This is a genomic window from Shewanella sp. FeAMO, assembly GCF_053653955.1.
Map to the genome: position 1 here is coordinate 3631994 of NZ_CM132201.1, position 25251 is coordinate 3657244.

A 25251-nucleotide genomic window follows, 5' to 3' on the forward strand; every position below is an offset into this window, starting at 1 on the left:
ACGGCCCTCATTCCTGATTAGTCAAATAATAACGGTGATTCTCTAGCCCCAAAGCATAATACTGAGCGGCTATAGCGGGAGGAATTGTTGTCGCCAAGATAAGATTATTTTGTATATTCCATTTAGCCATCCATTTATCGTGGAATACGGAAAAGGCTCTAAAACCACCGACGTTTTCTGAAGACCATAGTAGTACAGGTGAATATTCCGACATCCAGTAATTCACATTAGAAGTGTCAAATATCACCCTGTTTTCCGCTGGTGACCAGTCAAAAAAGTCCATTCGAGGTTTAGCCAGTGAGCTTTTCAATACCTCAAGGTCTTTTGCATTGAGTGTTGACACATCCCATCCCACAAGCCCACGCCTCACAGCATCAGATCCTACCTTGACTTCTACCGACGTTCCAGTGTTGCTAACATTGGCATTTTCAACACCTGTACCCTCGAGCTTAATAACAGCGTTCTCCTTTGAGGTATTCCATGATGATTCATATCCTGAGTACTTATCCATAGCAATTTTCAAGCCTTGAGCTATAACCGCCAATTTAGCACCTTGACTACAATTCCCACCTGATGCGGCTCCTGCAGCACATCCTCCCAAAGCAACAACACCGATACGGTTGAATGCATCGCCAAAGCCACCAACACTCCCAAAGTTGGCGTATCCTCCTGCTGCTCCGGCTATCGCTCCGGAAAAAGCCCCCTTTAGTGCCCCTCTCAAACTACCGGTTGCAAACGCTCCTCCAGCAAACCCTCCGGCTGCTCCCGCTATCGCACCGGTTGCGACGGCTCCGGCTGTTGTCAAAGATGCGGCACTGGTTGTAGTTGCTGCTGTCCCCCAAGTAGCCCCCCAACCAGCAACCCAACCCGATGCTGCGCCATATGTAACAACAGTCACAATAACGGCAACAATCGGTTTCCAGAATTTTTTGAAGAATTCTCCTATCTTCTTAAAGAAGAACCCACTCGGATCGGAATAACTCATCGGGTTATTCAAAACATAACTATAACGGTTATAGCTTTGTGTATTGGTTGGCGCTTGGATATGCGGATCGGCCTGCAAGAAACGTCCTATGGTGGGGTCATAGATACGCCCATTCATATGGATAAGATTCAGGTTATCTATACCTTCATGCCCGGTATAACCTTTGGATGCAGCTGGCGCGATATAATCATTCAACAGTGAATGGCTATAGGCGGCGGTTTGTTTACCCCAAGGGTCATAGGTAAACTGCTGCACCACATTACCGGACTTATTGGTAATCGTCGTGGTTGAGCCTTGATGATCTTTGTGCAGGTAAAACTCGTCAACAGTGTTATTACTACGCTTGGTTATCACCAAATTGCCGACATACAATTTTTGCTCGGTGAGTGCCGGTTTGTTGCCGCCGCTACGGGTGACTTTCTCATACCCCCCGACATATAAGGTGGTGAGATAGCTTGTCACTCCCGCTTCAACTTTAACGTCGTAACGCTCGAAGCGTTGCCGGTTGGCATCATACTTAAAGCGGGTTGATTCCCCACCTTGAGTAATGTTGGTGACCAAATCGTAAGAACTGTAAGTGAAACGGCGACTGCCATCCTGGGTGATATTGCCATTATTGTCATAGGTCATGGTATGTGATGGCCCATCGGATATCAGGCAACTTGAACCATTGAGCACACCATTGGCCGGACAGGAATAGATCACTGCGGCACTGAGCTGACGGCGACAACTGCTACCGGAAACCGACCAACCACTTGGGCAACTCCAACTACTGGGGCTGGCTGTCTGGGTACCTGTGCAGTTGGTTCCTGACAGCGCAGTTCCAGCAGGACAGGACCAGCTAGGCGCTGCAGTATAATTCTTGTTACAGACACTACCCGATAAGGTACTGCCGGCCGGGCATGACCAAGTGTTGTTTTGGGTCACTACTTTGTTGCAGCTACTGCCGGACAGGGTACTGCCTGCGGGACATGACCAGCCATTACTCTGGGTTTGCAATTTGGTGCAGCTGGAGCCTGAAAGCGTACTTCCTGTTGGACAGGTATAGGTATAATTCGCCAGCTCTGTTTTCTTACACTGCTCTCCACCAGGCCACACATTGTTATAACCCGAAGGGCATTTCCAATCACAGACTTGGGCACGGGTACTGAACTCAGGGATAGTACTCTTGGGGTCTCTACCTCCTCCACCACTTCCCGTACATACCCATTTAGCCCAGGTAGTACTGGTTTGAGTACACTTATCTTGTGCACTGGAATAGCTATAACCAGCCGGACAAGTCTTGGCAGCACTGGAAACCACCTTCTTCTCACAGCGTTTAGCAGTGCTGTTGTAGGTGTATCCGGCTGAGCAGGTTGCGGTTGCCTGTGATGTCACAGTCTTCTGGCAGGTACTGCCATTCCAGTTGTAACCCGCAGCACAAACGGCGGTTGCCGGACTGGATACTGTTTTAAGGCATTGACTACCACTCCAGGAATAACCTGCCTGACAAACAGGAGTCGCAGGCGATGAGATGGCTTTCTGGCAGTTGCTGCCATTCCAGCTATAGCCGACAGGGCATACCGCAGTGGCCGCTCTTGTCTCCGTTTTGAGGCAACTGGTTTTGCTGCTGTTGAAAGCATAACCTGCCGGGCAGGATTTGCTGGCCGCAATTGTACTTGTGTTGGCAATGGAGGCCAGACGATAGGGGTTGGCGCTATCGTAGCGGTAATCACCAACACCGGTTTTAAAGGTGATATTGCCCAAATCGTCATATTGCATCTCATGGGTGGCTTTAAAGTCTGATGGCAGACTCGTACCACCGGAGTGGATGCTGACGGTACGTTCATACAAGCGATACAAATCATCATAGTGATAGTTTTCGCTGAATGTGGCCGGAGCCGAAGACAGGCTGTGCTGCCGGTACTCCAGGTTACCCACGGTATCAAAACGATAGTCAAGCTGATGGGCTGTTACTCCAGCAGTGGTCAAATTGATACCGCTAACCCAGCCAGTGGTTGCATCAAAAACGGTTGATTCCTGGGCACCATTACCATAACGCACCTGCTCCACCTGACCTCGGGCATTCATTTCGGTGATAGTTTGATATGCCTTACCTGTTTGTTGGTCGGTACGCTTGAAAAGGTATCCCTGAGCGTTGTAGTGGTTGACAACCGTCAGCAAGTTATTGGGGTATGTCTGAGTCGCCGCTCTGCCATGGCTGTCATAGCTAAAGCGATGCTCATAGCTACTACCTGTTATGCTTGTCTTGCTGCTGGCCAACCGGCCGGCACTGTCATACCCGCTCTGCTTGCTGTGTACCCAGCCGGTTTGAGAGCAATTGGACACAACGGTGTCGAAACGGGTTTCCGTAATAAGTAAACCGGCAGTTTTGCTGCCTTTGTTACCATAGGTCCAGCAAGAGGTGCCATCTGGCTCAGTTTGCCTGACTTTACGCCCTAGAATGTCATAGTAGATAAAGCTGGATTGGGATTTACCATTGGTCTGTGACAGCATTTCGCCAAAGGCGTTATAAGTGTAGCGCCACTGTCCCTTATCAATGTCCTTGGTGCTGATTTTGCGGCCGTAGGCATCATAGCTTGCCTCGGTGCGCAGCAGCTCTTGTCCCGAGGCTGAGGTGATAAAACTTTTCACCAGCTTGCCACTGGCATCATAGACAAACTCCAGTTCGTTGCCGATATCATCAACAACTTTAAATTGCTCACCCATGGCATTGGAGATAGCACGCTTTTGCTTGCCATTGGGGTCTATCGTCAGCGTCTCAAATCCCAGATATTGAATACTGGAAACGCCGCCGTTGGGATTGGTTTGGTTGATGACCCGACCAAAGTGGTCGTACTCTATTTCGGTGTAATAGGCACTGATACCGGCAAAAGCGGGTTCATATTGTCTGACAGGCCTTCCCTGCGCATCGTAGCTAGTTGCAGTAACAATCCATTGCCCATCAAAACCCTGCTTCTGCTTACCGACTTCACGGCCATATTTATCTGTGATGACTTTGGATTGAGGCGCACCGGCCTTGGTCTTGGTGGTAACCAAATGGCCATGACTGAGAGGTGAACACCCGGCATCACAGGTGGCATACTGATAGCTTGTTGGAACACCATCCGGAGTGACTTCCCGCACCAGCCTTCCCCACTTGTCATGGTCTTTGGTCAGTTTGCGACCATTGGCATCAGTCACGGTAATTTGAGTGATTTTACCCGTTACCTGGTCTGCCGACTGACCATTGTAGGTATAGGTGCTGCTGTCGCCTGCCGCGTTGGTCACTGTCTTGAGCAGACGCCCTCTGGCATCGAATAAATAGCTCATCTGTCTCGACTGCTGGGTGTTGCCGGCGGCATCTACGCCTCCGGTGACCCGCTCGGTCAGGGTGTTGCCGTAAATGTCATAGGTTTTGCCGGTAGTCAATTTGTAGCGATTGTCATTTGGTGATACCGTTGAGTTCATCAGCAAACCGTTATCGTAATAGCTGAATGCGCTCTCGGTCACTATCGCCTGAACCTGCTCTCGCTGATTAAAGCGTGATTTAGTCACCCTGGTATGACTCAGTCGCCCCTTGGCTTCGCCGCCACCATGACCGTCATACTGGTTAACCGTCTCGACCCTTGAAACCAATTGAGTGGCTTCAAGGTCAGTTACATCCACTTTAATGGCAATGGCATTTCCCCAGTCGTCGAACTGAGTCTGGGTGTTTGTCTGCGTTAACTCCCTTACCACCCCATCGCTGCCATATTGCGAGGTGCGCTCCACTACGTTTTCTTCAACCCGGCGGTAAATGCCGTCATTGCCTCGCTGAAAGCTGTATTCATTGATTGCCGAGTACAATGTTTTTCCCTGATAGGTTTGTTTGGTTGCCAGGGGCAAACCTATTTGCGGGAACAACTGATGATAGATAGTCTCGGTCACCACCTGAGTCTGATTGTCTATGGTGCGTAATAACTCAAAACCGGCTGGACCACGCCCCAAACGGTTAATCAGCAAGCCGCCATACTCATAGTTAACGGAAACCTGGCTGCTATCCCCGGTTTCGGTGGCAACTTGCTTGACGACTTTTTGCGGCGGAATAAGGGAGAAGTTACGACTGTTGTCCAGATAACTGGATGCCTGAGTCTTATAGACACTGTATTCGCCAGCAGACTTTTCCGTCAGCGGCGCGTAAGTCACCCTGGTCTTGACTCCAAATCCGTCGGTAATCCCCTTGATGGTATTGTGATATGCATGGCTTTTATGGGTTAACCTTTGCCATTGACCGTTACTGAGAGAGACAATATCCAGCTTTCCACGACCATCAATATCCGCGAAATTTAATGGTTGATCGGACAGGTCATTGATTGCGCCATAAGTGGTCCATGAAGTTAACTCGGGGTTGGAGTGATACACCAGTGCCTGATTCAGCGTATGCTGAACCACCATTTCGGCTCTGCCATCACCCGCAATATCGATAAAATAGGTTTTGTACTTCTGAGTATCGGAAGTGGTAATGCCCGTATCGATTCGAGGCAAGAAACCATTGCCATCTGACAGTTGAATAAACCATTTATTATTATGGACATAGGCAATATCCGACAAGCCATCACCATTGAAATCGGCACTGCGTAGGGTATTGGCGATGTTGATATTATTGTATGGCCCCCGGTAAATTTTCTGCCGTCTTTGATAACTGGAGCCGGTCGAGACATAAAGATTCCAATACTCGTAATCACTGACAGACCAAGTACCTCTGATGTCCATCCGGCATTCGTTTTCGGTCACTCCCGAAATCACTTTGCCGCTACCGGAGATACACACAGCTTCCCGCTCTCTAACCTCCAACATAAAGTCGGTGAGTCCATCACCGTTGATATCCATAAAGGAGCTGCCAAAACCTCGACTGGAATGCCACTGGTGAACGCTGGTGTTGTGCCCAACTTCAGTACTGGGGAAGCTATAAAGACTTTGCGCCGCAGCAAAACTTCCATTTCCCAAGTTGCGATACCACTTGATGGCGCCACCATCGATGAAGATGATGTCCTCCAATGCATCACCATTAACATCGGCAACCAGCGCCTTGCCTTCAAGCCCGATAGCCTTGAGCCCCAAATCCTTGAGCGTGTAATTCACCACACGCTCAACATCCTCACATAGCTGAGTACCACGGCCATTTGGCTCACACACAGTGTGCTGATAAGTGGAGGGTTTAAAAGACAGAATTTGCCAATTGGTGGTTTCACTGTTGGCCACCAGCAAGTCACGCTGGCCATCACCATCATAGTCTATGGTTTGGGCATAAGCCGCCTTACCGGCACCGGTCGAGGCCATCGCCTGTTCAATACCCGACTGAATACCACGCTTGTACCAACGCCCGTCCCGTACATAAACGATATCTGATAAACCGTCACCGTCCATATCAAAAAACTTGGCGGTGTCGTTGTTACCGGACGGAATACTCAACGCCCGTCTGCCGGAAAAGGGCTGATAAGCAGGGCCAGCAGACGCACTCGCCTGTCTGTCCCACTCAAAGGTTATCGGTGTACTGCAGTCGGTTTGGGTTTGACCAATACAGGCTTTAACCTGCTCAAGGTAATCATGCTTATCACTGGAAGTCGCCTTGTGATACGTCAGGTAATAGGTTTTGTCGACTTCGTCATCCAGCCTCACCTCAATCTTTTGCAGTTGCTGCTTTATCGCAACAGAGGTGCCATAGGAATAACCATACTTAGGGTAACTGAGGGGGGTATAGATAAATCTGACCTGATTATAGGGAGCCTCACCATTGCTGTGCCCGGCATAATCGATGCTTTTCAGGTATTGCTCACCAGCGGTGTTTTCATAGTGATAACTAATGTAGTTACCTACGGAGTCCTCAATGGCCTTCAGACTCCAATGATAAATCACATCACTGTTGTTTTGAGATACGGACCGATAACCATCTCCGGATGATGAGGTGCCATTCACATCCAGAAACTGCTTCCCGGAAACCTCATCCACATCGCCATAGAAATAGGTGTCTCCCGATTTGGTTTCAACCTTGAAGGCCGCTGGACCGCCGCCAGGCGCCTGGCCAATCACAGTCACCACAGAGGCATCATCCAGCTCCTTACGGTACTCGGCGCCATTTAGACTATGGGTTCCGGCGGTTAAAACCAGACGAGCACCGTCAAAGCAGTAACTGTCCTTGTTGGTAAGCTCTACACCTTGTAAATAGCCATCCTGTTCAATGGTTTTTGGGCAGCGGCTGATGGCGGAAAGCCCTTGAAGCCCCCACCCCAATCCCATAATGGTTTCTCCGCCACCTGATGAATAACTCAGCTCTACGGCGGGCTTTAACTTGCCTCTGGCTGCGGGAGTATCTATGGGGATGGTATATGTTGCCGCACCTTGCTCACTAACCCGAAAAGAGCCACTTAAAGGGACGCTGGATGAAGCAAATACATTGTTTTGGGTAGCAATAGAGAGCAAAAAAAGGGAAATGGGGAGCCCGTACTTCATATAAAACACTCCATGTTTTAATTATTATCAATAGTCCCAAAAAAAACGGGTTAAGCCAACTTAAAGCAAACTTTTTGTTATCCAAACAACCTACCACAAAAACCAAACATTAAAATAATTAACTTTTACATTACCAATCTTCAGGTGTTACTCAGAAAGCTCAAAGAGTTAAGAAGGATACAAACAGAAACACTCACCAAGAAAACGCGAAAATTCAAAGAATATTTCCCATCAAGCAAGTTAAATGCTTCTTATAAAACCATCACCACATCAAATCGATTTAAAACTTATTACAAAGATCTCAAAACGTAACTAAGTAGAGCCCATTAACTCTAATATAGAAATCTATTAAAAATAGATTTTGGTTTTTTAGAATTTGAAATTTGTAGGGGTTCAACAGAAAGCTTGTATCGAGCTTATAATTACGTATATACAGTAAGACTTACACTGCGACAGTGGCAAGGTATCGCCAGCTATGCTTGTGAGTCGAAATACGCTGAAAACCTGCTATAGAGAGCCCATATGGAACAGAAATGGAGCTTGTTTATCCCCTCGCTGAGTGCAAACCGTCAATTGGGGATTAGAAAGCCAGGTCCAACTGCTGCAAAGCTTCCTCTGCCGGTGAGTGGCTGTCATCCTGGCTGACCAGCCCGGCAGCCACCCCCAGCAGACGGATGCCTCGGCCGTTGGCTCTTTGCAGTGCCTGGGTCAGCAATTCATCCAGCAGGCGCACAGATAACTCACTCGAGCGGGTTTCTATAGTGGTCTGTTTAAAGTCACTGAACTTGAGTTTGACTACCAGCTTATGAATTTGCCTGTCTTTGGCTCCGCGCTCCAGACGGCGGGCCAACTCCTGCACCAACTGTGGCATTACCTGGCGACACTGGGCCAGGGTATGAATATCCTCTGCCAGCGTGGTTTCTACCCCAACAGACTTGCGCTCTCGGTTGATGGTCAGTTCACGCTCGTCTATCCCCTGAGCCCTTTCATAAAGCAAGGTACCAAACTTTCCAAACCGCTGTTGCAACTTGGCCAGCGGCACCTTTTGTACATCCGCACAAGTATGCAGCCCCATATCGGCCAGCTTCTGAGCGGTGACCTTACCGACGCCGGGGATCTTGATAAGCGGCAGGTTTTTTACAAACTCAGGCAGTGCCTGTGGCGTGACCACATACTGGCCGTTGGGCTTGTTGAGATCCGATGCCACCTTGGCGAGAAACTTGACCGGGGCGATACCTGCCGAAGCCGTCAGGCCGGTTTCCGCCAGGATATCGGCGCGAATAGCCTCGGCAATGAGGGTGGCCGAGCCTTGGTATAATGAGCTATCGGATACATCCAGGTAGGCTTCATCCAGCGACAGAGGTTCAATCAGTGAGGTATAGCGGGCGAAGATGGCCCGGATCTCTGCCGAGACTTCCTTATACACAGACATGCGCCCGGGGATCAGCAGCAGCTCCGGGCAAAGCTTTAACGCATAGGCCGAGGCCATAGCAGAGCGAACGCCGAATTTACGCGCCTCATAATTGCAGGTGCTTATCACCCCGCGTCTGTCACTGCTGCCGCCGACGGCCAGAGGTCGGCCACGATATTCTGGAAAATCACGCATCTCCACCGCGGCAAAATAGCAGTCCATGTCGATATGTATGATCTTTCTCAAGCTTGCTTTCCGGATCTCAAAGGGCTCGGTCGAGCCGGACACAAACAGAGTACTGTATAAAAACACAGTTAACAAGCCAGGATAACGAAAAAGCAGATCAATCGAGAGCAAAAAAGGAGAGCCAGGGCTCTCCTTAATGGATTTAAAGCTCGTCTTAATCGATGCGGAACTGACCTATGTTGCGCCCCAGAGCCGTGGCCAACTGTTGGAATGCCTGCATCTGATGTGACAGCTCTTCGCTGGCGCTCAGGGATTCATCGGAGCGGCCACGAACATTTTCAATGTTGCAGGCCACTTCTTCGGCCACCACAGCCTGCTGGCCTATCGCCGCAGTGATCTCCATGGTTTGCAGCTGGATGGCATCCACTGCCGCGGTTATTTCTGTCAGTGCCCGCTCAACTTCCAGAGTCAGGCTTTGGCCCTGGTTGGCCTCCCTGACTCCGGCTTCCATCACCTGTTCGGCTTGTTGTGCCTGTTGCTGCAGAGTCTGGATAATACCCTGAATATTGGTCGTGGAGTCCTGAGTGCGGGATGCCAGGGTGCGCACCTCATCGGCCACAACCGCAAAGCCCCTTCCCTGCTCGCCGGCGCGAGCCGCTTCAATGGCGGCGTTGAGTGCCAGCAGATTGGTTTGTTCGGCAATGGCGCGGATCACACTGAGCACCTCGCCTATCTCCTCTGAGCTGCTTCTGAGCGCCCGAATAACCCCCGCAGCCTGGTTGACCTGAGTGGAAAGTGAGTGCATTCCCTGACTGGCCTGCTGCACCACATCTGCGCCGTTTCTGGACTGCAACAACGCCGTCTCGGAAAACTCGGCGGCTCGTTGGGCGCTGGTCGCCATCTCCTGGCTTGTGTGGGCCATTTCGGTAGCGGCTGTGGCCACTGAGGCAATTTCCTGTTTCTGGGCACTGACAGAGGCCAGTGCGTTGTCACACACCTCAGCCGCGGCGGCAACACCATTATCCACCCGACCACTGAGTTCACGGGTTTCCAGCAACAGACTCTGCACCTTGGCGGCAAAACGGTTGAATGCCGCGCCGAGACGCCCAAGTTCATCGGCGCGGTTGATTTCAATGCGGCGTGACAAGTCGCCCTCACCCTCGGCGATATCTTCCATGGTGTGCAGCAGGCTATTGAGATTACGCCGAAACGGCAACATCATCAGGAAAACGGTTAACGCCACCAGTAAAATAATCCCCACTGAGACCAGGCTGGTTTGCCAAAGGCTTTGCTTCACAGGTGCCTGAAACACTTCATTGGGCAACATGAACCCCAAATACCAGCGCACCTTGGGATAATCACCGCGAATGGCAATGTAGCTCACTCGCTGCAACTCTCCCTGATAAGTGACTTCGGCAATACCGGCATCCCGGGTTTGCATTTCACGTTTCAGTTCACTGAAGCCCTGATTGTCGCCGCTGAGATTGTCAATAACGGCCGCATCAGAGCCGGCGGGAAACCCCTGGTTAAAACCCGGGAAGTACACCAGCTTTCCCTGCTCCGTCATCAAAAACGCCTGGCCTTCGCCCCGGTATTTGATTGGCGCCAGCAGGTTTTTACCTATGGTATCGATGAGAATATCCATACCACCTATGCCTATCAGGCGACCATTGGCATCCTTGACTACAGTCTTGACCGTGGCCGAGATTGAGCCGTCGTTGGCATCCACTGCCGGGTCGCCGACAAACAAACCATTTTTTTCTATCGCTTCCTGCCACCAGGGACGTTTGTTGGTGTAGTAGTCGGGATCGCCATCGTAACGGCCATTGAGATCAAAGTACTCGAAGGTATTGGCCGAGCCGAAGAACACCGACTTGATCTCCTTGTCCTGCTCGGAGAAAAAGTGGAAGTAATCCACCAGCTGTTGATAGCCGGGATCGAGACTGAGATCTGAGCCACGGCTATGGTATTTGGCAAACCAGTTATTGATGGCAGGGTTAGCAAAGACAGAGTGAATAATCTGCCCCTTGGCGTAGAAGTAATTGCCGATTTCATTGGCCTTGAGGGTGATCAGCGCCGATATGTCCTGATCTATGCGGGCACGGGTATCGTCGCTGCTGCTCTTGACCATCACGACGGCCACTATAGACAGCAACAACGCCAGGGCACCAACGATAGCCAATACAAGTTGCAAACTGAGAGAACGTCTTATCTGCTCCATTGCGAGTCCTATTTGTTATATTTTTATTTAAGGAAACCGGCAATGTATCAGAATCTGTTAACAATATTGAATACTAAATGACAAGAAACAATATAATTTTCTATGTAAACAATCCCCTGCACCAAACCGAAGCAATTCAGCGCCTTATTGCCCAACTCAAGTGCATTCAAATTTAATTCAGGCTCAATGCAACACCAGATAGCAAAAGAGCCGCAATAGCGGCTCCTGTCGTGACGGCTTTGATACCGTTACATCTTGGACTGGATGTAATTCTGTAACCCAACCTTGTCGATAAGGCCCAGCTGTTTCTCCAGCCAATACATGTGATCGTCTTCGGTTTCTTCCAGCAATAGCTCCAACAACTCCCGGCTCTGATAGTCCTTGAGTTGCTCACACAAGGTGATGGCTTCTCTCAAGTTAGCGGCAACCTTATATTCATATTGCAAGTCGTTGTGCAGCATCTCCTGCACATTCTTGCCTATGGTGAAGGCGTCGCGACTGGCAACATCCGGAGTGCCTTCCAGAAACAGGATCCGTGCAATCAACTTGGCGGCATGCTCTCTTTCATCGTCCGACTCATGCTTGATCCGCTCATAGAGCTCATTCAGCCCCCAGTCTTCATACATATGGGCATGCACGAAGTACTGATCCATTGCCGACAGTTCCCCGGTCAGCAGCTTGTTGAGCACATCTATGACTTGCTGATGGCCTTTCATACCTGTCTCCTTATTCTTTCTCAATCTGTGACTGCAGATAGTTAGCCAGTCCGGTCAGGCTTATCAGCTCAAACTGAGCTTCCAGCCAATCCAGGTGTTCCTCTTCATCTTCCAGCAGATCCTCGAGGATATCGCGACTGACATAATCACGCTCAGTCTCACACAGGGCAATGGCATCTCGCAGCACTGTCAGTTGCTCTTCCAGCATCTGTTTGTCACAAGCCAGCATCTCTTCGCTGTGTTCACCTATGCGTAACTTGTCCAACTGTTGCAAGTTGGGCAGGCCTTCGAGAAACAACACTCGCTCGATAAGCTTGTCGGCGTGCTTCATATCCTGAATCGATTTCTTGTAGGCTTTGTGGTTGAGTCCTTCCAGGCCCCAGTTCTTGAACATGCGGGCATGAAGGAAGTACTGATTGATGGCTGTCAGCTCACAGGTCAACACCTTGTTGAGCTGGGACACCACTTTGGGATGACCTTTCATTATCTCGTCCTTTAGCTTTGATTAAACTTGATCCAAGTCAATGTTTCCAGCCTAGCCCAAAGCGGGACGCATTACAAATTAACCTTTAATTTCACAAACTTACAAAAGATAACCATTATCATTTTAACTAAGGTTAGCAAGCTGCTTTTAAGCACAAGTGATTAAAAAAGCTCGATATCATCTTCTATCTGTGGCCCCTGGAGCTTGCCTTCTTCCAACAGTTGCCCATAAAACGCCACTTGGTTGCGACCATTGCCTTTGACAAAATACAGTGCGTTGTCGGCCTGATTGAGCAAGGTTCCGGGCTCAACCCGGGGATCTATTCCCACAATGCCCATAGAGATGCGGATCCCGCCCAACCGCTCCTGCTGCAATTTGGCCAGCCTGTGGGTAAACTCCTGACACAACTTAAGCAAGGCACTGCGGGTACGCGGCGCCGGCAGGATAACAAACTCATCACCGCCAAAACGGAACATGAGATCCTGAGGGTTAAACACCTGCTTCATCAGCGCCGAAACCTGCAACAGGACTTCATCGCCATAGAGGTGGCCGAAGGTATCGTTGATTTTCTTGAAGTAGTCTATATCGAAGATGCAAATCCACAGCTTGAGCTCCTCTTCGGCGTCCATACTCGCCTGTTCCTGCTTGAGTTCACAGGCAATTTCCACCGAACTGTATAACTGTGGCAAAAAGGCTTTGCGGTTCAATAGATTGGTAAGGCTGTCGGTTTCACTCTCTACCACAATGTGGAAATAGTTCTCATAGACTTTGGCAAAACCTCTGAGCAAAACCATATCTTGCTCAGTCAATAAAGGCGCGCTGACCAAGAGCACCTTGGTGAGTTTATCGTTGATGATGATGGGAACAGCCAACTCTTGGTGCAGACCGTTGGAGAAACAGATCTCCCTTTGCTGTTCGATACAGAGTTTGACCGATACAGCCAAGGTGGCGCCGTTAACATTGCGCTGACCATCCAGGCCACCCTTACGCTTGGTAAGCTTATCCACATCCAGGATACACACCTCATCAATGCTGAGCATTTGCGATACTGTGGACACCAGGCTCTCGGCCAGCGAATCCAACTGCCGCTGCTCGGTCAACTGTACCACTGAATCGAGAATAGCTTCCGGCTCCCTGCTCATCGGTATATCTCCTCTACAGAGCGCTTGTCCATGCCACAGAGTGTAGTACAGCAGGAATTAACGGGCGGAGCGGACGAAAAAAAGGCCTCCGAAGAGGCCCTTTTTCAAATAATTCTATCTTTGGTTAAACGCTCGCGCCGGGCTTCTTCAGCCGCTTCACGGGCCTTGCGTTTATCGCAGGGCTCATCACAGTCGCAGGCCTTTTCTATACCCAAAACCCCGAGGCCACCACAGCTGCCCTGTACTGCCTTGCGCTTGATTAAATAACCCACAGACATCAGCAAGAAAAACGCCAGCAGAATCACAAAGGCCGCAATAAAAGTACTCATAAAGGCTCCAATTAGTCTAGTGGACGAAGGCTTTAAACGCAGAGCTATAGTATACCTTAAACCCTTCATCCTGTTTTTCAATCAGCATGATGGCCAGCTTTTCCTTTTCGGCCAGGGCCAGCGAGGCTTCTGTGCCCATCACCATCATGGCAGTGGCGAAACCATCGGCCGTCATACACTCAGGGTGCAACACAGTGACAGAGGCCAGTCTGTGCTCTACCGGAAAGCCACTGCGAGGGTCGATAATATGAGTGAAACGCTGTCCGTCCTCCTCATAGTAGTTGCGATAGTCGCCCGAGGTAGCCATGGCCATGGTGCCCGGCTCTATCACCTGTTGCACCGCCCGGCCATTATCCGCCGGCTGCTCTATCGCCACCCGCCAGGGTTTGCCATCGCCTTTGCTTCCCTTGACGCTGATCTCACCGCCAATCTCCACCAGATAACCTTTGGGCTGATACTTATCCAGCAAACGAGCCACTTTATCGACCCCGAATCCTTTGGCTATGGATGACAAGTCCACATAGACGCTGGACTGACTCTTGCTGAGCAGGTCCCCTTCTATCTGAATGGCATCTATCCCCATCCGCGCCTTGGCCTCGGCTATCTGCTCGGCAGATGGCACTTCCAGAGGCCGTTTGTCCGGGCCAAAGCCCCACAGGTTGACCAAGGGCCCCAAGGTGATATCAAGCGCGCCGTCAGTGAGCTTATATAACCTGATACCTTCACGGATATTGGTAATGGTATCGGCTGAAACTGTCAAACTCTGGCCTTGCTTGAGCTGATTGAAACGCGAAAGCTCGGAGTCGGGTCTGTAGGTCGACATCTGATCGTTCACCTGCTCCAGTGCCATATCGATTTCAGCCTGCAACAACTGGGCATCCGGCAAACCTTTGCTGTTAACCACCTTAATATGATAAGTGGTGCCCATGGTGCTGCCGGAGAGCGCAATCACTTCATCCTGACTGCTGCAACCAGAAACAAAAAAGGCCAATCCCATAAGGACCAGCCAATTTGCCAGCGTTGTAAACTTAGCGGTCTTGAACTGCATACTATGAATTTCCCTTACAAACTGGCACTGCCAAAAGGCAGTGCCAGGGAATGAACTAATGCTTAGCCACCGAAGTCATCCAGGAGGATGTTTTCATCTTCAACGCCAAGATCTTTCAGCATAGCAATTACCGCTGCGTTCATCATTGGAGGTCCACACATGTAGAACTCACAATCTTCAGGGGCGTCGTGCGACTTGAGGTAGTTCTCATAAAGCACGTTGTGAATGAAGCCTGTGTAGCCATCCCAGTTATCCTCAGGCTGAGGATCGGACAGGGCCACATGCCAGACAAAGTTATCATTCTCAGCCGCCAGGCCATCGAAATCTTCAACATAGAACATTTCGCGCTTGGAACGGGCACCGTACCAGAAGCTCATCTTACGCTTGGACTTAAGACGCTTGAGCTGGTCGAAGATATGAGAACGCATAGGCGCCATACCTGCACCACCACCGATAAAGACCATTTCAGCATCGGTATCTTTGGCAAAGAACTCACCGAATGGACCGGAGATAGTGACTTTATCACCTGGCTTGAGACTCCAGATGTAAGACGACATCTTACCACAAGGCAGACTCAGATTCCGTGGTGGAGGTGTGGCAATCCGCACGTTCAGCATGATAATGCCAAACTCTTCCGGATAGTTGGCCATAGAGTATGCACGAATGGTTTCTTCATCGACCTTGGATTCCAGGTTGAAGAAGCCAAAATGTTCCCAGTCACCACGATACTCAGCTGGAATATCGAAGTCTTTGTACTTCACATGGTGAGCAGGGGCTTCAATCTGAATATAACCACCGGCACGGAAAGGTACAGACTCGCCATCAGGGATCTGCAGCTTAAGCTCTTTAATGAAGGTCGCCTTGTTATCGTTGGAGATAACAGTACATTCCCACTTCTTGATGCCGAAGATCTCTTCGTCCAGCTCAATTTCCATATCTGACTTGACGTTAACCTGACAAGACAGACGGCAACCCTTACGGGCATCACCCTTGCTGATGTGATCCAGTTCGGTTGGCAGAATATCACCGCCACCGGACTTAACGTTGACACGACACTGACCACAAGAGCCACCGCCACCACAGGCAGATGACACGAAAATACCGTTGTTGGCCAAAACGCCCAGCAACTTGCCACCGGCAGCAGTGGTAATCGCCTTCTCTGGGTCACCGTTGATGCCAATAGTAATATCACCGCTGGAGACCAACTTGGATTTGGCGAACAGGATCACCAATACCAGGATCAGAACTATCGCGGTAAACATACTCACACCGAGGTAAACCTCGAGTGGAGTAGACTTAAAAATACCAAGAATATCCATTAACTTATCCTTAGAGGTTCAATTTCGGAAGCCGCTTGGTGTCCCTTAAAGGGACACACCAGAGAACGACATGAAACCTAAGGCCATCAGACCCGCAGTGATAAAGGTAATACCCAGACCACGCAGACCATTAGGCACATCAGCATACTTCAGCTTCTCACGGATACCGGCCAACAGGACGATAGCTAATGCCCAGCCCAAACCGGAACCGAAACCGAACACCAGGCTCTCACCCAGGTTGTAGTCACGTTCAACCATGAAGGATACCGCACCGAAAATCGCACAGTTTACAGTGATCAGCGGCAGGAAGATCCCCAGGGCGTTGTACAGTGGCGGGAAGTACTTATCCAGAGCCATTTCCAGGATCTGAACCAAGGCTGCGATAACACCGATAAAGGTAATGAACTTAAGGAAGCTCAGATCGGCATCCGGTACACCGGCCCAAGCCAATGCACCAGGAGCCAGGATACCCTGATAGATCATCTGGTTAACTGGTACTGAAATAGTCAGTACCACGATAACCGCAACCCCGAGACCCATGGCCGTCTTCACTTTCTTGGAAACGGCCAGGAAGGTACACATCCCCAGGAAGAAGGCCAGTGCCATGTTTTCGATGAAAACAGAGCGAATTAACAAACTGATATAATGTTCCATCGCGCTTACCCTTTTGCTTCTACTTGCTCTGGCTTATAAGTGCGGATTATCCAAATCAGAATACCGATCAGGAAGAAGGCACTTGGCGGCAGCAGTAACAGGCCGTTGGGCTGATACCAGCCACCGTCTGAGATTTTGGAGAGTATCTCAACACCAAACAGCGAACCGTTACCAAAGAGTTCACGGACGAAACCTACGCTCATCAGCACCAGACCATAACCCAGGCCGTTACCTATACCATCCATAAAGCTCATCAGTGGTGGCGTCTTCATCGCATAGGCCTCGGCACGGCCCATCACGATACAGTTGGTAATAATCAAACCAACGAATACCGACAGCTGTTTGGAGATGTCGTAGGCGTATGCCTGCAGCACCTGATCCACCACGATTACCAGCGAGGCAATAATGGTCATCTGCACAATAATCCGCACGCTGGCAGGAATATGGTTACGTATGATGGAGATAAACAGGTTGGAAAACGCTGTTACCGCCGTCAGTGCTATGGTCATCACCAATGCGGTTTCCAGCTTACTGGTTACCGCCAGGGCACTACATACCCCGAGGATCTGCAGCGCAATAGGGTTATTGCTGACTATAGGTCCGGTGAGAACCTGTTTGAGTTCTTTACTGTCGGCCATTAGCTCAATCCTCCATTGCGTGCTTTTTCAATAAAGCGAGCAAAACCTTCATCGCCCAGCCAGAATGTCAGCGAGTGCTGAACACCATTACTGGTCAGGGTCGCGCCGGACAAGGCATCAACACCATGGTCTGTCTCGGCTACGGCTGGGTTTTTAGTCACTGTGATAGCTATGTTGCCCTGCTCGTCAAACAGCTTCTTGCCCTGCCATTTGGCTTTCCAGCTTGGGTTTTCAACTTCGCCGCCCAGTCCAGGGGTTTCACCTTGGTTGTAATAAACCAGGTTCTGGATGGTGTTCATGTCCGGTTCCAGCGCCAGGAAGGCGTACATGGTAGACCACAGGCCATAGCCATGAACCGGCAGGATCACGCTGGTCACTTTACCGGCATCATCACGCACCAGATAAACCACGGCATTTTTGGCAATCCGCTTAACCGAAGCAATGTCATGCTCAGGCACCACAGAGGTGGCTGGATCACGAGAGGCTTTCTGTTGATCATAGGTATCGCCGTTGATATCGGTCACTTCGTCACCGGTTTTCAGCTCGATAACCTTGGCTTCAACATACTTTTTGTAAGTTTCCAGAACCACATCTTTGCTGACCTTGCCGGATTTGGTGTCGATCAGGTTGGCGGCTTCCAGAATAAACTTCTGCTTATCCAGCAGTTTGTTTTCCTGCTGGGTTGGCTTGAGCAGTACTGCTGCGGTCGATACGAAAATCGAGCAGATAAGACACAGGCCAACGACGACAAATAGCGTTCTTCCGAACGAATCCTTATTACTAGCCACGAGCAATCCTCCGCTTGATGTTTGCCTGGACTACAAAATGGTCAAACAGTGGCGCAAACAGGTTGGCAAACAGAATCGCCAGCATCATGCCCTCTGGGAATGCAGGGTTGATAACACGGATAAACACTGCCATGGCACCTATCAGGATACCGTAAGCCCATTTGGCCTGGTTGGTGAAGGAAGCCGACACAGGGTCAGTGGCCATAAACATCATACCGAAGGCAAATCCACCCAGAACCAGGTGCCAGTACCAAGGCATGGCGAACATGGGGTTGGTTTCAGAACCGACCAGGTTCAGCAGCAGTGACACGGCAATCATACCAACCATCACGCCGCCGACGATGCGCCAGGAAGCGATACGGGTATAGATGATAACCAGACCACCGAGCAGGATAGCCAGAGTGGAAACTTCACCGACAGAACCAGGAATAAAGCCGAAGAAGGCATCCCACCAGTTCTGGTTGAAGGCATAGTCCAGGGTACCTGAAGCCGCTTGGCTCAGCGCAGTGGCGCCGGAGAAACCGTCGGCAACCACCCAGGAGTTGTCACCGGACATGTTCAACGGATAGGCAAAGAACAGGAAGGCACGACCGGCCAGTGCTGGGTTGAGGAAGTTACGTCCGGTACCACCGAACACCTCCTTGGCGACAACCACACCGAAGCTGATACCCAGTGCCACCATCCACAATGGGATAGTTGCAGGCAGCGTCAGGGCAAACAGCACTGAGGTCACGAAGAAGCCTTCGTTGACTTCATGGCCACGAACCGAGGCGAACAGCACTTCCCAGATACCACCGACCGCGAAGGTCACGGCATATATAGGCAGGAAGAAACAGGCGCCATACCACATCAAGGTGGCCCAGCCGGAATCGGCTGTCAGCTGAGTACCGAAGAGTTCAAACAGACCCACCTGCCAAACATCGGGAGTACCGAAGCCGGCGGCCAGGGCGATTTGTGCCTGCAGACCCACGTTGTACATCCCGACAAACATGGCGGGGAAAGTACAGGCCCAGACGGTAATCATCATGCGTTTCAGATCCAGGTTATCGCGCACATGGGTCTTGCCCTTGTTCACTTTACCCGGGGTGTAAAAAATGGTCGCTGCGGCTTCATAGAGCGCATACCACTTCTCGTATTTACCGCCCTTTTCAAATTGCGGTTCAATACGCTCAAGAAAATCTTTCAAGCTCATAAGCCTTCCCTCTCGACGGTCTCCAAGCAGTCACGCAGGTATGAACCATAGTCATACTTACCGGGACATACGAAAGTACACAGTGCCAGGTCTTCTTCATCCAACTCCAGCGCACCCAATGCCACGGCGCCATCGGTATCACCGGAGATCAGATCACGCAGCAACATAGTGGGCAGAATATCCAGAGGCATCACCCGCTCATAGTTGCCGATTGGCACCATGGCCCGTTCGGAACCACCGGTACTGCTGGTCATATTGAACAGACGGGAAGGACTCAAGTGACCCAGGAAAGCACGGGTAATGGAGAATTTATCGGCTCCAGGCATTACCCAACCGAAGAACTCTTTCTCTGTGCCTTCTTCAATCAGGGTCAACTGCTGGAAGTAGCGTCCCATATAAGCATGGGGACCTGTTGCAGTACGGCCGTTGAGCACAGAACCTGAGATAACCCGAACTTGGCCATCGGCTTCGTCTTGGGTCAGGGCCTGAGTGCTGGCACCCAGCAGAGTGCGTACCAAGCGAGGGTTCTTGGCTTTAGGGCCAGTGATGGCCACAACGCGCTGGTTGTTCAGTTCACCTGTGGTAAACAGCTGACCTATCGCGATGACGTCCTGGTAACCCAGGTACCATACGCTGCGACGGGCAGAGGCAGGCATCAAGAAGTGGATATGAGTTCCAGGCAGACCCGCTGGATGGGGACCGGCAAACTCTTCCACTTGGGCATTGCCCGCTGGAATGTCTGCTCCTGGTGCTTTACAGACGAAGACTTTGTCTGTCAGTCGGGCCAGTACTTTTAGGCCGTTGACGAAATCGTCTTTATGCTCAGCGATAACAACTTGAGGGTCACCTGCCAGTGGCTGGGTGTCCATGGCTGTCACGAAGATAGCCGCTGCTGTCGCATCCACTGCCGGCACCTTACTGAAAGGACGGGTGCGCAATGCGGTCCACATACCTGATTCAATCAGATTGTCGCGAACCTGCTGCGGTTCCAGAGTATCCAGAGCCTGGGCATCATACTTGGCAAAAGAGACGGCTTCGTCCCCTTCGATCTCTATGACGACTGACTGCAGAACACGTTTGGCGCCGCGGTTGATTTCTAATATTGTGCCACTGGCCAAAGCCGTATATTTGACGCCAGGATTCTTTTTATCTTCAAAAATCACCTGACCTTTTTGCACTTTATCGCCCACTTTGATCTTCATCGTTGGACGTAAGCCAATATACTCTTCACCCAAAGTAGCTACGTGTTTAATGGCTGGGCCATCATGGATAACTTGCTTTGGTCCGCCTGCTAGAGGCAAATCCAATCCTTTCTTAATTGTAATCATATCCACATGCACTACGTTTTGAAGGAAAGACAATGCGCCGCGTTCCTGCTAACCCCCGACTCTCACACAAAAAATCGAGCGTTGAGCTAGCGCAGATTTATCACAGAAATGCGATCGCAATCACGCTGGTCGCGCGCATTTTACCCCAATTGCAACGCTATCGCCACGAAAATTGTAGTGTTTTAACCTGCTTTCAAAGCGACCAAGAGAGAATCGAGCGGAGTTGAACAAGCGGAGATAGCGGCAAGCGGGCGAAAGGCAGGATTTTGTCCTGACTCATAAAGTTATACTTTTCATTTTTAAAGAATTAATCAACCAAATAGTCGAAAATACTTATTTCACCTCCCCGGCCTTACCGGGGAGGCTCTGCTTCAAAATTTCATTCGGTAGCCCAGCTGTAAACGTCTGCCAACACTTGCCAATAAGCCACTGTCATCTTCACGTAACGGGCTCGCGTCATCGAGCAGATCCTCGGCGCGAAAATAGAGCTGATGTTTTGAGTTGAAGTCATAACTCAGCAGCAGATCCAGTTGCATGCTGTCCTTTGCCGTCACCTGAGGGGTAAGGCTTGCCACTTCTGAACGATATATCCCCAGAGCCCTGGCCTTAAAGCCGTCCCACTCCAGCCCAAGATGAAGACTCAAGGCATGCTCGGGCAACCAGGGCAGCTGTTTATCGGCCATGAGGCAAGGTCCGCTCAGCATAAGACAACCCGAGTGCTGCGCATTGGCTTGGGTGTAATGGTACTTGAGCCCCATGGGCCAATTGACAGTGCCTGAGTCCAGGCTGTAGTCGAGCGCCAGTTCGGCGCCTTTGACATCCACTTCCCCGAGATTGTATTGATTGAGGCGCAGCGCTGGGTCGCAGAAGCTATTTGCCGTGCAATCAAAATGCAGATTGTCGAAGTCTCGCTGGTACAGGCTCAGTGCACTTTTCAGCCTACCTGACTCAAAGCGGCCACCGAGTTCATATTGCCAGGCTTGCTGGGAGCGTTGCCCCAGGTTGCCGGGGCTCGCCGCCGCCCAGGCTCTGCCGGCACTGATGAACAGGCTCAGTGCCTCCCCGCGCCAACTGAGCTTGGCCGTGGGTAACCATTCACGTTCGGAGAAATCCGCGGCTGAAAGCGGCACTGTTTCGCTACTGCGCTCCAAGCTGACATCTTCATAGCCGACGCCGAGCTCCAGAGTCACGGCCGACCAGTTGAGTTCAGCCGTCACCGCCGAGCTCCAGACACTGGCCTTGTCATCAATCCTGACACTCAGACTCTGCGCAGTATCACTCAGTAGTCCATCCTGCCATAACCAACTCCCCAGGCCGGGTGCCAGCTCGGCCTTGTCTCTGTGCCAGCGGGCACTGTAACTCACCTTGTGGCGACCATATTGAGTAATGGCCTGAGTCTGGAGCCCCATAGCCTCGAAGTCATCATCACAGCGAAAGTCGACCAATGAAACCGCGCCGATAGCAGCGGCATCCAAGGCCGCCAGTTGCTCAAGCACGTCACCTTGAATAAAGGCGCCATTGGCAAAACTCATCTGCAACTGCGAGCTATGATGGCTATGGTAGTAAAGCTCGGTAAACACCCGGGAGCCGGCAGTAGGCTCAACGCGGTGTGACAGCTGATATCTGTGACTGCGGCTCTTGAGTCTATCCTGCGTGGCAGCGCCATACACCAACTCAGGGTTCAGTTGCCAATCGGCAGCCGTCAGCCCCATTCCCGGCAAAAACTGCCGCTGCTGTGAATACTGATACTTGAATTCAGTATGTTGCCGACTGCGGGCACCCGGCAAGCTGTTGGCCGCTATCTTGAAAAGGACCTTGGTCTGGCTGTCGTCTTGCCCCTGCTCGGCGCTTCTCGGCTCCTGCCAGGGTTGCTGGCGCCTGTGGCTCGCCTGCAGCAATACCTTATAGTCATCGGCATCAATCAAACCGCGGCCCTCGGCGCCCCAACCTTTATCCTCATTGCCCTGAAGCCGCACACTCTTGCCCGGAGTATCATGCAACCCCAGGCTTTGCGTTTCCAAAACACCAAAACTGCCGCTACCACCATAGAGCAAGCTACCGGCGGCATTGGCCGAACTGGCAACCAGGGTATCGGGATCCGGCAGTTGCCACAGATAAGGCGCAGAATAAGGTGCCGGCGCCAGATTGACCCTGTCTTCGATAATCGCCATTCCGGAATGGCCGCTGCCACCGGCGCCGCGGATACTGAAACTGCCAGGCAGGGTTGGGATAAGCTCGCCACCGGCGGTCAGTTGCCGCTCGGCCGAGTCATAGTACATGGCATTGATTGCTGCGGACTCGGAAGCGTGTGCCCACGGCCCGGCCAAACTCCCGCTCACCAAACCGGCCACTGCACTCACCTTAAGCAAGCCACGCCTCTGACTCATATCCCAATCCCCTATCAGCAGTTACCGCATATTTGATGTTATATTTTTGTAAACTAACTGATTTGCGGACAAAAAAAAAGCGACTTGAGTAAATATCAAGCCGCTTGATTGAGCGAGGTAAGCCGGGTGGGATTAGAGCTGCTTCAGCAGTTCCTCACTCAACTTGAGATCGTCGTTGCGGTTAACGCTGACACCGGCGGCAATAATATTGCGAGCAATATCCTGCGCCTGCTCCAGAGAATGCATCTGATAGGTACCGCACTGGTATTCGTTCAGCTCAGGAATAGCCTTTTGATCCTGTACCTTGAGCACATCTTCCATGGCTGCCAACCAGGCATCGGCAACCCGGCCTTCTGCCGGTGTCCCGATAAGGCTCATATAAAAGCCGGTGCGGCAACCCATGGGCGAAATATCTATGATCTCCACTCCGTCACCATTGAGGTGATCGCGCATAAAGCCGGCAAACAGGTGTTCCAGAGTATGAATGCCACGCTCGCTGAGAATATCCTTGTTGGGCGCGCAAAAACGCAGGTCAAATACCGTAATGGTATCGCCCTTTGGTGTGCTCATGGTCTTGGCCACCCGCACTGCCGGTGCCTCCATCTTGGTATGGTCCACGGTAAAGCTGTCTAACAATGGCATGGGTATTCTCCCTTGGATGGCAAGCTGGCTTGCACTGTTAAATGGTTTCGTGTCTCAAAGCGCTATTATTACAGCGCCAAAACACAAATGCAGCCCCTGGAGGCGGTTTATCAAGCCAGGACTTTTAACCACGGCACTTGGGCGACTCAGGCACGGCGCTTTGAGCATCCCATTCGGCCTGAGTATAAGTATGCATGGACAGCGCGTGCACGCCATTGGCCAGTTCTTCCGCCAATGCCTGGTTCACTTCTCTATGGCGAGCCAGCAGGCGCTTGCCATCAAAGGCTTCACTGACAATGATCACCTTGAAGTGCGTCTCTGAATTAGGCGGCACATGGTGATTGTGGCTCTCGTTGATGACTTCTATATGACTCGGCGTCAGGGCAAGGCGCAACTTCTGCTCTATGGTCTGGGCAACGGACATGGTAAAACCTGATATAAGCTGTTGGGATTGGCGGCAGGTTACTGCGTCGGCGAACAAAGATCAATCCGACAATTTTCAACCACCAGGAGGATGAAAACCCGGTTTGAGCCGCCGATAGGTGAGATTGAGCCTGGGCTCTGTGAGTTTCAGCCTTCTTGGCAAAGCATGTTGCCACTCCTGCTGCATCGGCCAGCGCATCAACAAGAGATCGCCCGAGTTAAGCCTGAGCCGCAGCTTTTCGCCGCTTTGCTTGTGTCTCAAATCAAAATCGCGCCCGGCGCCCAGACTGATTGAAGCGATATCGGCCCCCTCTGCCAGCTCAGGTTCATCGTCGCTGTGCCAGCCCATGGCGTCGCGGCCATCGGCATAACGGTTTACCAGCACGCCGTTGCTGCCAAGCTGCCAGTCCCGATCCAGCTTTTGCCTTAGCCGTAACAGATATTTGGGCCAGGGAAGCGCCCTGACCAATAACCCTGAGTAGCGATAATCACAGCCGTGATCGCCAAACCACACCTGAGTACGGGGAATGGCGTGACGCTTACCGAATATCTCAAGCTCGGGGCGAGTCAGGGGATAATGCTCCGCCTCGCGCCAAATGGCATCCTGCTGGGCTGGATTGAGATAACCGCGCACCAGCAACATAGGCGGCTGCTCAAACCGCTGCACGCCTGTTGCCGACTCAGCAGATGACCCAGGCTCAAGCGCAAACAAGGACTGCTGTATCTCTTTTGAACTCATATTTGAACTCATCTTTAAACTTCATGGCATTGTTTCTCTGTGGCTTATTGCCGGGCTTAAACCTTCTCTATTACATAATGACCAAGGCAGACTTTCGCAAATATCGCCTTGAGCGCCAGTATTTGCGATAATCCGCGCAAATTCGTCC

The 25251-nt window shown here is 51.2% G+C and carries 18 protein-coding genes; all 18 read right to left on the reverse strand.

Annotated features, from left to right (window positions below; translation table 11 throughout):
• Positions 1–7: 7 nt before the first annotated feature.
• The 18 genes from ACWAU4_RS16345 to ACWAU4_RS16430 all read right to left on the reverse strand — a co-directional run bounded on the left by ACWAU4_RS16345 (position 8) and on the right by ACWAU4_RS16430 (position 25103).
• A complete protein-coding gene (locus tag ACWAU4_RS16345) occupies positions 8–7456 on the reverse strand; it encodes an FG-GAP-like repeat-containing protein (protein WP_208124989.1) in 7449 nt (2482 codons plus the stop codon).
• A gap of 580 nt (positions 7457–8036) precedes the next feature.
• Positions 8037–9113: a DNA polymerase IV gene (gene dinB / locus ACWAU4_RS16350; protein ID WP_144221344.1), complete on the reverse strand. Its 1077-nt coding sequence runs from the start codon at positions 9111–9113 to the stop codon at positions 8037–8039.
• 154 nt (positions 9114–9267) lie between these two features.
• Complete coding sequence (locus ACWAU4_RS16355; protein ID WP_208124990.1) at positions 9268–11274, reverse strand: methyl-accepting chemotaxis protein; 2007 nt, start codon at positions 11272–11274, stop codon at positions 9268–9270.
• A 248-nt stretch (positions 11275–11522) separates the two neighbouring features.
• Positions 11523–11990 carry a bacterioferritin gene (gene bfr, locus ACWAU4_RS16360; RefSeq protein ID WP_025887795.1) on the reverse strand — a complete coding sequence of 156 codons (468 nt, stop codon included), beginning with the start codon at positions 11988–11990 and terminating at the stop codon, positions 11523–11525.
• Between the two features lie 10 nt (positions 11991–12000).
• Positions 12001–12474 carry a bacterioferritin gene (bfr, locus tag ACWAU4_RS16365; protein WP_025011866.1) on the reverse strand — a complete coding sequence of 158 codons (474 nt, stop codon included), beginning with the start codon at positions 12472–12474 and terminating at the stop codon, positions 12001–12003.
• Positions 12475–12635: 161 nt separating this feature from the next.
• Positions 12636–13616, reverse strand: coding sequence for a GGDEF domain-containing protein (locus tag ACWAU4_RS16370; protein ID WP_025887793.1), 981 nt, complete (start codon positions 13614–13616; stop codon positions 12636–12638).
• Positions 13617–13720: 104 nt separating this feature from the next.
• Entirely contained in the window at positions 13721–13945 is a 225-nt protein-coding gene (gene nqrM / locus ACWAU4_RS16375) for a (Na+)-NQR maturation NqrM (protein WP_025011868.1), read from the reverse strand.
• Between the two features lie 16 nt (positions 13946–13961).
• Entirely contained in the window at positions 13962–14993 is a 1032-nt protein-coding gene (locus ACWAU4_RS16380) for an FAD:protein FMN transferase (protein ID WP_144165632.1), read from the reverse strand.
• Positions 14994–15055: 62 nt separating this feature from the next.
• A complete protein-coding gene (gene nqrF / locus ACWAU4_RS16385; protein ID WP_025011870.1) occupies positions 15056–16312 on the reverse strand; it encodes an NADH:ubiquinone reductase (Na(+)-transporting) subunit F in 1257 nt (418 codons plus the stop codon).
• A gap of 45 nt (positions 16313–16357) precedes the next feature.
• Positions 16358–16966, reverse strand: coding sequence for an NADH:ubiquinone reductase (Na(+)-transporting) subunit E (gene nqrE, locus ACWAU4_RS16390; protein ID WP_025011871.1), 609 nt, complete (start codon positions 16964–16966; stop codon positions 16358–16360).
• A gap of 5 nt (positions 16967–16971) precedes the next feature.
• Entirely contained in the window at positions 16972–17604 is a 633-nt protein-coding gene (locus ACWAU4_RS16395; protein ID WP_025011872.1) for an NADH:ubiquinone reductase (Na(+)-transporting) subunit D, read from the reverse strand.
• Positions 17604–18392: a Na(+)-translocating NADH-quinone reductase subunit C gene (locus ACWAU4_RS16400; RefSeq protein ID WP_025011873.1), complete on the reverse strand. Its 789-nt coding sequence runs from the start codon at positions 18390–18392 to the stop codon at positions 17604–17606. Before ACWAU4_RS16400 ends, ACWAU4_RS16395 begins: the two co-directional genes overlap by 1 nt.
• Positions 18385–19584 (reverse strand): NADH:ubiquinone reductase (Na(+)-transporting) subunit B, encoded by a 1200-nt coding sequence (locus tag ACWAU4_RS16405; RefSeq protein WP_096140833.1) that lies wholly within the window; start codon positions 19582–19584, stop codon positions 18385–18387. Before ACWAU4_RS16405 ends, ACWAU4_RS16400 begins: the two co-directional genes overlap by 8 nt.
• Positions 19581–20912 (reverse strand): Na(+)-translocating NADH-quinone reductase subunit A, encoded by a 1332-nt coding sequence (locus tag ACWAU4_RS16410; RefSeq protein ID WP_044735907.1) that lies wholly within the window; start codon positions 20910–20912, stop codon positions 19581–19583. The genes ACWAU4_RS16405 and ACWAU4_RS16410 overlap by 4 nt, the downstream gene beginning before the upstream one ends.
• A 371-nt stretch (positions 20913–21283) precedes the next feature.
• Positions 21284–23299 (reverse strand): TonB-dependent receptor, encoded by a 2016-nt coding sequence (locus tag ACWAU4_RS16415; RefSeq protein ID WP_208124991.1) that lies wholly within the window; start codon positions 23297–23299, stop codon positions 21284–21286.
• A gap of 132 nt (positions 23300–23431) precedes the next feature.
• Entirely contained in the window at positions 23432–23941 is a 510-nt protein-coding gene (gene luxS, locus ACWAU4_RS16420) for an S-ribosylhomocysteine lyase (RefSeq protein WP_025011876.1), read from the reverse strand.
• Positions 23942–24065: 124 nt separating this feature from the next.
• Positions 24066–24365, reverse strand: a complete 300-nt coding sequence (locus ACWAU4_RS16425; RefSeq protein ID WP_028779744.1) for a BolA family protein — start codon at positions 24363–24365, stop codon at positions 24066–24068.
• 75 nt (positions 24366–24440) lie between these two features.
• Complete coding sequence (locus ACWAU4_RS16430) at positions 24441–25103, reverse strand: alpha-ketoglutarate-dependent dioxygenase AlkB family protein (protein WP_123116760.1); 663 nt, start codon at positions 25101–25103, stop codon at positions 24441–24443.
• Between the last annotated feature and the right edge of the window lie 148 nt (positions 25104–25251).

Excerpts from the sequence above, each read along its gene's own strand:
- ACWAU4_RS16345 (WP_208124989.1), bottom strand. The coding sequence starts at position 7,456 with ATGAAGTACGGGCTCCCCATTTCCCTTTTTTTGCTCTCTATTGCTACC.
- ACWAU4_RS16355 (WP_208124990.1), bottom strand. The coding sequence starts at position 11,274 with ATGGAGCAGATAAGACGTTCTCTCAGTTTGCAACTTGTATTGGCTATC.
- bfr (WP_025887795.1), bottom strand. The coding sequence starts at position 11,990 with ATGAAAGGCCATCAGCAAGTCATAGATGTGCTCAACAAGCTGCTGACC.
- bfr (WP_025011866.1), bottom strand. The coding sequence starts at position 12,474 with ATGAAAGGTCATCCCAAAGTGGTGTCCCAGCTCAACAAGGTGTTGACC.
- ACWAU4_RS16370 (WP_025887793.1), bottom strand. The coding sequence starts at position 13,616 with ATGAGCAGGGAGCCGGAAGCTATTCTCGATTCAGTGGTACAGTTGACC.
- nqrM (WP_025011868.1), bottom strand. The coding sequence starts at position 13,945 with ATGAGTACTTTTATTGCGGCCTTTGTGATTCTGCTGGCGTTTTTCTTG.
- ACWAU4_RS16380 (WP_144165632.1), bottom strand. The coding sequence starts at position 14,993 with ATGCAGTTCAAGACCGCTAAGTTTACAACGCTGGCAAATTGGCTGGTC.
- nqrF (WP_025011870.1), bottom strand. The coding sequence starts at position 16,312 with ATGGATATTCTTGGTATTTTTAAGTCTACTCCACTCGAGGTTTACCTC.
- nqrE (WP_025011871.1), bottom strand. The coding sequence starts at position 16,966 with ATGGAACATTATATCAGTTTGTTAATTCGCTCTGTTTTCATCGAAAAC.
- ACWAU4_RS16395 (WP_025011872.1), bottom strand. The coding sequence starts at position 17,604 with ATGGCCGACAGTAAAGAACTCAAACAGGTTCTCACCGGACCTATAGTC.
- ACWAU4_RS16405 (WP_096140833.1), bottom strand. The coding sequence starts at position 19,584 with ATGAGCTTGAAAGATTTTCTTGAGCGTATTGAACCGCAATTTGAAAAG.
- ACWAU4_RS16410 (WP_044735907.1), bottom strand. The coding sequence starts at position 20,912 with ATGATTACAATTAAGAAAGGATTGGATTTGCCTCTAGCAGGCGGACCA.
- ACWAU4_RS16415 (WP_208124991.1), bottom strand. The coding sequence starts at position 23,299 with ATGAGTCAGAGGCGTGGCTTGCTTAAGGTGAGTGCAGTGGCCGGTTTG.
- luxS (WP_025011876.1), bottom strand. The coding sequence starts at position 23,941 with ATGCCATTGTTAGACAGCTTTACCGTGGACCATACCAAGATGGAGGCA.
- ACWAU4_RS16425 (WP_028779744.1), bottom strand. The coding sequence starts at position 24,365 with ATGTCCGTTGCCCAGACCATAGAGCAGAAGTTGCGCCTTGCCCTGACG.
- ACWAU4_RS16430 (WP_123116760.1), bottom strand. The coding sequence starts at position 25,103 with ATGAGTTCAAAAGAGATACAGCAGTCCTTGTTTGCGCTTGAGCCTGGG.